We start from the raw sequence: 8,119 nt of genomic DNA on the forward strand, positions 1-8,119 counted from the left end.
GAAGCGGGTATCGTCAGATTTTTGTAGCAGATTGTTCCGACTGAGGAGCACACGTGGTCGAGCTTGCGAAGGCCCTGGAGATCGCGACGCCGGCGGGCCGGGCGCGCGAGGCGGCGGGGGCGCCCGCGTTGCTGCTGACGATCCTCGGCGAGTTCGTGCTGCCGCGTGGCGGCGAGGTGTGGACGGGCACGCTGGTGGCTGCGCTCGGGGCGCTCGGCGTGGAGGAGAAGTCGGCCCGTCAGGCACTGTCGCGGACCGCCGCGCAGGGGCTGCTCTCCCCCGCCCGCCACGGGCGCAGGGTGCGCTGGAGCCTGACGCCGGCGGGCGACCGGCTGCTGCGCGAGGGCGCCGAGCGCATCTACGGCTTCATGCGCGGGCCGCACGACTGGGACGGCCGCTGGCTGGTGCTGACCGCCGGGGTGCCGGAGGCCCAGCGGCGGCTGCGCCACCGGCTGCGCACCCGGCTCACCTGGCTCGGCCTCGGCTCCCCCTCCCCCGGCCTGTGGGTGGTGCCGGACGCCTCGAAGGAGACCGCCGTGCGCGAGGTGATCACCGAGCTCGGGCTCGGCGACCGGGCCTTCGCCTGGACCGGACCCGCGACCGGCATCGGCGACCGCGCGGCGCTGATCGCCGCGGCCTGGGACCTCGACGACGTGGAGCAGCGCTACCTGGCCTTCATCGACCGCTTCACCACCCTCGGGACGGCCGACTCCGAGCAGGCGGTGTTCGCCGCGCAGGTGCAGCTCATCCAGGAGTGGCGGCGCTTCCCGTTCCTCGACCCCGACCTGCCGGCCGAGCTGCTGCGTCCCGACTGGCCGGGACCGCGCGCCGCGGCGGTCTTCCACGACCTGCGCAACCGCTGGCACCGGCGGGCGCAGGCGGCATGGGAGTCGATGGACGACGAGGCCGCCACCCGCACCTAGCACTACGCCCGCGCGACGCCCGACCACCGCCATGTATCAGTTCTTGCTACCGGTGAACGTTACCCCTTCCCCGCCACGGCGACGCGCCGTCGATGTGAACGGCTGCACGGTGAGCGGCGAGCTGGAAGCTGCACGACGTGGCGGAGGTCAGGGCGTGCGCCTGATACCCACTTTTTTGTGGGTACTTGCCGCCCCGGCCGTCCCAGGACGAAGCTGAGTCATGGCGGCGGAGGGCCGCCGGGATCAGCCGGACGTTCGAGGGGAGGCCGGGGCGGTGCGCGTCACGAGACCTGCCGGGTCGCGGCCAGCCTCTCGAGGCGGCGGTGGCCCCAGTCAGCGAGGGGTGCCAGCGCGTCCGCCAGGTCCTGCCCGAACGGGGTCAGCGAGTATTCGGTCTTCAGCGGCCGGACGTCGTAGACCTCCCGGCGGACGAGACCGTCGGCCTCCATCTCGCGCAGCGTCTGCGTCAGCACCTTCTCGCTGAGTCCCGGCGCCTGCCGCAGCAGCTCGCCCGGCCGCCACGGGCCTGACTCCAGCAGCCAGAGCAGGAGCGTCTTCCACTTGCCGTCGATCACGGCGATCGCGGCGGTCACCCCGCACACGTTCGTGTCCTGTGCCCTGCTGCGCGTCATCGCCATCCCACCTTCAGCACTGTCGTCAAGGAGTCTTCACGCATGTCCGCATCCATCCCACAGTCTGCCGTCACCGTGCTCGGTCTGGGCCCGATGGGCCGGGCGCTGGCCGGCGCCCTCCTGGACGCGGGCCTGGCCGTCACCGTCTGGAACCGTACGCCGGGCAGGGACCGCGAGCTGGTCGCCCGCGGCGCGGCGGGCGCCTCTTCCCCCGAGTCCGCGGTCGCCGCGAGCCCGCTCACCGTGCTCTGCGTGGTCGACTACGACGCCGCCGACGCGATCGTACGCAGGGAAGCGGTCGCTTCCGCGCTCAAGGGCCGCACCCTGGTCAACCTGACCGCCGACACGCCCGCCCGCGCCCGGGAGACCGGCGCGTGGGCGGCCGCGCACGGCATCGGCTACCTCGACGGCGCCATCATGACGCCGGCCACCACCATCGGCACGGCTGACGCCGTGTTCCTGCACAGCGGACCCGAAGAGCTCTACCGCGAGCACAAGCCGGTGCTGGACGCGCTCGGCGGCGCCCACACCCACCTGGGCGCCGACATCGGCCGGGCGGCCTCCTACGACCTGGCGCTGCTCGACATCTTCTGGACCGCCATGGCGGGCTACGCCCACGCGCTGGCCCTGGCCAAGGCGGAGGGCGTCACAGCCCGGGAACTGGCCCCCTTCGCGCAGGGCATCGCCGCCATCCTGCCCCCGCTCATCGAGACAGGCGCGCAGGAGGCGGACACCGGCTCCTTCTCCGGCGACATCAACCCGATCACCTCAGCCGCCTCCTCCATGAAGCACATCATCCAGGCTTCGGAGGAACGCGGCATCGACGCGAGCGTGATGCGTGCTGCGGAGGGCCTGGCCCGCAGAGTGATCGGCCTCGGCCACGGCGAAGACGGCTTCCTCCGCATCACCGACCTGCTGACTCCCCGCTGACCCGCGCGGGATGCGGTGCTCAGCCGTCGTTGACGGCCGAAGTGGGAAGGGGGATCGACGGGAAGGGGTTGTCGGGGAGGAGAACGATGCGGCGGGGGCGGTCGGGGAGGCCGGCGGCGTCGAGGTGGAGGAGGGCCGAGCCGATGCCGGCGGCGCCGACCATGTAGCCGGTGTCGGCGGTGACCTCGCCGGGGCGGAGCCGGCGGTAGGCCTGGTACCAGCGGTAGCCCTGGCCGTTGTGGTCGGTGGCGCGGCCGATCAGGTCGGCGGCGAGCGTGTGGGCGTAGTCGAGGTGGTCCCGGTGGCCGGTGGCCGCCCACAGGCCGACGAACAGCTCGATCACGCCGGCCGTGCCGCAGCACTGGCAGGCGACGTTCCAGTAACCCTCGGTGCGGCGGTGCGGCGCTCCGCTGCTGATGACGCCGCGGGCCAGCCGCTCGGCCCACTCCAGGTCGGCGGGATCGCCGTCCACCCGGTAGAGCTCGTAGAACATCCGCGCCACCCCGGCGGAGCCGGAGCAGAAGCCGAGGTAGTGCAGGCCGCGCGCGTGCGGCACGTGGTGCGGCACGACCGCGCAGCGCCCGCTCACGACGCTGACCTCGCGGACGAAGGCGGCGCCGCTGCGAGCGGCGTGGAGGAAGCGCCGCTCGCCGGTGACGCCGTACAGGCGGGCCAGCAGGTACGCGGTGCCGGACGTGCCGGCGAGGAAGCCCGGCGTGACGGCGTCCACCGGCAGGTCGGCGCAGTCACCGAACCGGTGTCCAGGGACGGGCAGGCGGGCGACGCGCAGCCCGGCCTCGACGGCGGCCTCCTCGTACGCGGGTACGCCGAGGTGGGTGGCGGCCCGCAGCAGCCCGAGGATGATGCCGCCCTCGCCGCGCTGCGCCGGATCGCGCGACCACTGGACGCCGTCGCCCCGCTCGGTGCCCTTGCGCACGATGTGGTCGGCGATGGCCGCGGCCTCGGACTCGAAGGCGGGCTCGCCGAGCGTCCACCCGGCCTCCATGAGCGCGATCATCACGCCGGTGAGCCCGTGGTAGAGCGTCAGGTCGTCCTGCTCGCGCCAGGTGCCGGCGAGCCTGCGGGCGCCGGCCCTGGCGTCCTCCAGGTACGCCTCGTGCCCGGTGGCGGCGGCCAGCTCCAGGAAGAACAGCACGACCCCGGCGGCCCCCGAGTAGAGGGACCAGGGCTCGGCGGTGACGGCGGACGCGCCGCGCGTGTCGGGGTTGGCCTGCCACCACCGGCCGTGCTCGTCGTCGACGGCGGCCGAGCGTACCCACCGGCCGGCCAGGATGGCGGCGGTCAGCGGCGTGTCGGCGCGGGCACTCGACGCGCGCATCTCGTCCAGGCTCATGAACTCATTTTCCCATAGATTTAGTAGGAAGACTCGGAAAGCGGGTGAAGCAGATGTGGACACGATGCTCCACCCGGCCGGGCCGCCGCTCAAGTAGCCGCGCGAGTGCGACCATCACTCCTCCCCGGTGACGCCGAGCGCCCGCAGCAGCACGGCCCTGGTCGCGGCGGGCCCGGCGGCCGGGCCGGCGGCGGAGCCGGGCCGCAGCTCGGTGGCGATGCGGCCGGAGTCGAGCACCAGGATCCGGTCGGCCAGCGCGACGGCCTCGTCCACGTCGTGGGTGACCAGCAGCACGGCAGGGCGGTGCTGCTCGAACAGGCGGCGCAGCAGCCGGTGCATCTTCAGCCTGGTCAGCGCGTCGAGCGCGCCGAACGGCTCGTCGGCGAGCAGCAGCCGGGGCTCGCGTACGAGGGACCGGGCCAGCGCGACGCGCTGCTGCTCGCCGCCCGACAGCTCGTTCGGCCAGGCCCGCTCGCGCCCGGCCAGCCCGACCTCGGCCAGGCTCTGCCGGCCGCGCTCCTCGGCCCCGGTCAGGCCGAGCACGACGTTGGGCAGCACCCGCTGCCACGGCAGCAGCCTGGCGTCCTGGAAGACCACCGACACCTCGTCGGGCACCTGCACCGCGCCGCCGCCCGCGACGTCGCCGTCCAGCCCGGCCAGGGCGCGCAGCAGGGTGCTCTTGCCCGAGCCGCTGCGGCCGAGCAGCGCGGTGAACTCGCCGGGCGCCAGCTCCAGGTCGAGGCCGTCCAGCACCTTACGGGCGCCGTAGACGCGGGTCAGCCGCTCGACGCGGATCAGCTCGCCAACGTCCGTCGCCACGACAGCGCCCTCCTTTCGACCAGGCGGACCGCGGCGTCGGAGAACAGGCCGAGCAGGCCGTACAGGACGATGCCGACGAGGATGACGTCGGTCTGCCCGTACGTGCGGGCCAGGTCCATCATGTAGCCGATGCCGCTGGTGGAGTTGATCAGCTCGGCCACCACCAGGAACAACCAGGCCGTCGTGACCGCGAACCGCAGCCCCAGCAGGAACCCGGGCAGCGCCCCCGGCAGCACCACTTTCCTGATGAACGCGCCGCGCCGCAGATCGACGGTCTCGGCCAGCTCGACGTAGCGGCTGTCGATGCCGCGCAGGCCGTTGTGGGTGTGGATGTAAATGGGCACGAGCACGCCGACCGCGATGACCGTGATCTTCATGCCCTCGCCGATGCCCAGCCACAGGATGAGCAGCGGCATCAGCGCCAGTGACGGGACGGCCCGCTTGATCTGCACCGGGCCGTCGATGATCGCCTCGCCCCAGCGGCTGAGCCCGGACACCAGCGCCAGCACCGTGCCCAGCGGCACGCCGATGGCCAGGCCCGAGGCGACCCGGCCGACCGAGGACAGCAGGTTGTCCTGGAGGCGGCCGCCCGCGATCAGGTCGCCGGCCGTGGCGACCACGGTCCACGGCGCCGACAGGAACCGGGGGTCGAGCCGGCCCGTCGCCGAGGCGAGCGCCCAGAGGGCGAGCAGCAGCAGCGGGCCCAGCAGGAAGCCCAGCCTGATCGGGCGGCCCGGTCTGAGACGGCGGCGGGCGCGTACGCGGGCGGGCGCGGCGGGCCGGGAGGCGAGCAGCGTCATCTCACCCCCTCCTTCTTGCGGGGGTCCTGCGGGTGACCGGCAGGGGCCTGCCGGGAAACGTCATCACCGTGCGGGTGTCCGGCGGCGGCGTTCTGCGGGACGTCATCACGCACCTTCCTTCAGTGCGGCGGCGGCGATGGGCTCGAAGCGGCGGTCGTAGAGGTCCTCGGCCTTGAGCGGCTCGTTGCCGGTCTCGGCGGCCAGGATGTCGATGGTCTCCTGGTGCCGGGTGATGGCCTCCGACCAGTCGGCGGGGATGTCGGGCTCGCCCGCCTGGTCCACCAGGTACTGGCCGTCGGCGGCGTCGAGGCCCTGGTCCTTGACGTAGTAGCCGTCGATCCACTCCTTGGGATGGTCGTGGATCCAGCGGGAGGCGCGGGCCCAGGCGGCGACGTACTCGCGCAGGGCGGCCGCCTTGGCCGGGTCCTTGAGCGTCTCGGTGCGGACGTAGAGGTGGGCGGGGTCGTCGCGCAGGCCGTGCTGGACGGTGGTCGCGCCGTCCTTGGCGAACTTGGCGGTGTAGCGCTTGATGTTGACGCCGCCGATGGGCGCGACGTCCACCTGGCGGGAGGCCAGCGCGTTGGGGTAGACGTCGCCGGTGCTCGGCAGCTCGATCAGCTCGACGTCGTCCTTGGTCAGCCCGGCCTTCTTCAGCACCCTCAGCACGAGCGCGCCCTGCGCCTGCCCCGGGCTGTAGGCGATCTTCTTGCCGCGCAGGTCGGCGAGGGCCTTGACGTGGACGCCTGGGGCGATGCCGAGCTCGTAGGTGGGGTGGGCGAGCGGGTCCTTGCGGAACTTCGATGCCACGATCTTCACCGGCAGGCCGGTCCAGGTGGCGTGGATGGGCGGGATGTCGGCCACCGCGCCGACGTCGAGCGCCCCGGCCCTGAACGCCTCGCTCGTCTGCGGGCCGCCGCTGATGTTGGCCCACTCGATGGCGAACGAGAAGTCGTCGATCTCGCCGGAGAGCTGCAGCGCCACCTTGGTCGCCGGGTCTCCGACGATCAGCCTGGCGCCTTGCGGGACCACGGTCGGCAGCGGCGCCCGCGCGGCCGGCTCGGGCCCGCCGGACCCCTGGGCGGCGCTCGGGGCGCAGGCCGTCAGGAGCAGCAGGACGAGTGTGGCGAGCGTGGGTCGTAACGAGGACATGTGATGGAGGCCCTGGCTCATGGTCTCGAAGGTACGAGCGCCAAGGCCCTAAGTCAACATTTCCTACCAAATTTGCATGTTATTGCCGGTGGGCTCCGGTTCGGGGTGAAACCGGAGGGGTCAGCGGGGCCGGGCGGAGCCGGCGAGACGGCGGAAGTCGGCCAGGCTCTGGCGGTAGAAGGCGAGGTCGCTCTCCAGCTTGGCCCTGGTGAAGCGGCCCGGCTCGGCCTCGCGGGCGGACCTGCCCATCTCCGTCCAGAACGCCGCGGACGGCAGCGCGGCGGCCCCCTCGGGCAGGAACTCCAGCGCCTCGGCCACCGCGTCGGCGGCGTACGTCCAGTCGGTCTCGACGGCGCGGACCCGCTGGGGATCGGCCGGGCCGGCGGCGTAGAAGAGGCCGCCCTCCAGGGCCCGGCTCGCGTACGTGCCGCTGATCAGCACCCACTGGCCGGCGTCCAGCAGCTCGGACCTGCCCGTGCCGAACGTGGTGCGGGCCTGCCTGGCCGCGTGCTCGCCGGCGTACGACACCGGCACCTCCACGCCGCCCGCCCGCACCAGCCACCCGTCGGGCACCTCGATGACCTCAGCGCCCGCCGACCCGCCCGAGACCGTCAGGTCGAGGTAGACGTGCGCCTCCACCAGCGAGCGCGCCGTGACGGCGTCAGGCATGCCGGGCCGCCAGGTCGCGGAAGGAGTCGCGGACGATCAGCAGCCGGTCGAGCTGGAACCTGCCGGGCTCGGCCGCCCGCATCTCCCTGCCCCGCTGCGACCAGAACCCGTCGTCGGGCACCTCGTCGGCGCCCGGCGGGATGAACTTGACGACCTCCTCGACGGCCGCCGTGGCGATCGACAGCGTGCGGCGGGCCTCCGCCTCGTCGTCCACCGGCACGTTACCCGCCGTCAGGTCGGCCACCCACAGCCACTCCCCCGCGTCCAGCAGCTGCGACGGCTCCGGGCCCCCGAACGTGGGGTAGCCCGCCGGCATCGTCGGCCGCTCGGGCACCCCGAACAGGTATTCGCGCTGCCTGCCGCAGTCGTCGCAGGCCCCCCAGTAGCGCGTGGCGAGCCCGTCGTCAACGGCGACCAGGCCGCTGTCCCACGCCGTCTCGACCGAGCCGCACGCGCACGGGTGCAGGTCGAGGTAGAGATGCGCCTCATCCCTCGTCCGTGCTATCGCGAACGCCATAACCGTCCTCTCCTCGCCGTTCTCCTATCATGCCCACACCCCCGAGACTCCTGCTCCCCGTCACCTGCCCGTCGTCACCGGGCCACGAGGTGGTCGGGCACGGCGTCCTTGCGACGGCCGCAGAGGCAGGGGCCGTCCTGCGGGCACTCGCACAGGACCTCCCAGCCGCCGCCGTCGGCGAGCTCGCGGCCGCGTTGCAGGAACGTCTGCCGGTCGTCCGGCCGGGGGTCGGCGAGCATCGTTCTGAGGTCGGCGGCCAGCGGGGCGGGCACCAGGTGCAGCGGCGCGGCGGCGGCCAGGTCGTGCAGGACGCCGAGCCGGGCCGG

Annotated in this window: 10 protein-coding genes; 2 read left to right on the forward strand and 8 right to left on the reverse strand. The window is 73.3% G+C overall.

The features are described 5' to 3' along the window. The first annotated feature begins 53 nt into the window (after positions 1–53). Positions 54–923: a PaaX family transcriptional regulator C-terminal domain-containing protein gene (locus ABZW11_RS37340; RefSeq protein WP_355428103.1), complete on the forward strand. Its 870-nt coding sequence runs from the start codon at positions 54–56 to the stop codon at positions 921–923. A 281-nt stretch (positions 924–1,204) separates the two neighbouring features. On the opposite strand, the gene ABZW11_RS37345 is transcribed toward ABZW11_RS37340, so the two are convergent. Then, positions 1,205–1,555 carry a helix-turn-helix domain-containing protein gene (locus ABZW11_RS37345; protein WP_355428106.1) on the reverse strand — a complete coding sequence of 117 codons (351 nt, stop codon included), beginning with the start codon at positions 1,553–1,555 and terminating at the stop codon, positions 1,205–1,207. Here ABZW11_RS37345 and ABZW11_RS37350 point away from each other — a divergent pair. Beyond that, positions 1,535–2,485 carry an NAD(P)-binding domain-containing protein gene (locus ABZW11_RS37350; protein ID WP_355428130.1) on the forward strand — a complete coding sequence of 317 codons (951 nt, stop codon included), beginning with the start codon at positions 1,535–1,537 and terminating at the stop codon, positions 2,483–2,485. The genes ABZW11_RS37345 and ABZW11_RS37350 overlap by 21 nt on opposite strands. A gap of 19 nt (positions 2,486–2,504) precedes the next feature. Here the strand turns inward: ABZW11_RS37350 and ABZW11_RS37355 are convergent, their stop codons facing one another. From ABZW11_RS37355 to ABZW11_RS37385, 7 genes are all read right to left on the reverse strand, one after another. Further along, positions 2,505–3,839: a lanthionine synthetase LanC family protein gene (locus ABZW11_RS37355; protein WP_355428109.1), complete on the reverse strand. Its 1,335-nt coding sequence runs from the start codon at positions 3,837–3,839 to the stop codon at positions 2,505–2,507. A 114-nt stretch (positions 3,840–3,953) separates the two neighbouring features. Next, positions 3,954–4,658 carry an ABC transporter ATP-binding protein gene (locus tag ABZW11_RS37360; protein ID WP_355428112.1) on the reverse strand — a complete coding sequence of 235 codons (705 nt, stop codon included), beginning with the start codon at positions 4,656–4,658 and terminating at the stop codon, positions 3,954–3,956. Then, on the reverse strand, positions 4,634–5,458 hold the full coding sequence (locus ABZW11_RS37365) for an ABC transporter permease (protein ID WP_355428115.1): 825 nt from the start codon (positions 5,456–5,458) through the stop codon (positions 4,634–4,636). Before ABZW11_RS37365 ends, ABZW11_RS37360 begins: the two co-directional genes overlap by 25 nt. A gap of 105 nt (positions 5,459–5,563) precedes the next feature. After that, on the reverse strand, positions 5,564–6,628 hold the full coding sequence (locus ABZW11_RS37370) for an ABC transporter substrate-binding protein (RefSeq protein ID WP_355428118.1): 1,065 nt from the start codon (positions 6,626–6,628) through the stop codon (positions 5,564–5,566). Between the two features lie 99 nt (positions 6,629–6,727). Continuing rightward, positions 6,728–7,276 (reverse strand): hypothetical protein, encoded by a 549-nt coding sequence (locus ABZW11_RS37375; RefSeq protein ID WP_355428121.1) that lies wholly within the window; start codon positions 7,274–7,276, stop codon positions 6,728–6,730. Further along, complete coding sequence (locus ABZW11_RS37380; RefSeq protein WP_355428124.1) at positions 7,269–7,793, reverse strand: hypothetical protein; 525 nt, start codon at positions 7,791–7,793, stop codon at positions 7,269–7,271. The genes ABZW11_RS37375 and ABZW11_RS37380 overlap by 8 nt, the downstream gene beginning before the upstream one ends. A gap of 74 nt (positions 7,794–7,867) precedes the next feature. Beyond that, positions 7,868–8,119: hypothetical protein (locus ABZW11_RS37385; RefSeq protein ID WP_355428127.1), on the reverse strand; the 252-nt coding region annotated here is incomplete at its 5' end.

This window comes from Nonomuraea sp. NPDC004580 (assembly GCF_040609855.1).
GTDB classification, from domain to species: domain Bacteria; phylum Actinomycetota; class Actinomycetes; order Streptosporangiales; family Streptosporangiaceae; genus Nonomuraea; species Nonomuraea salmonea.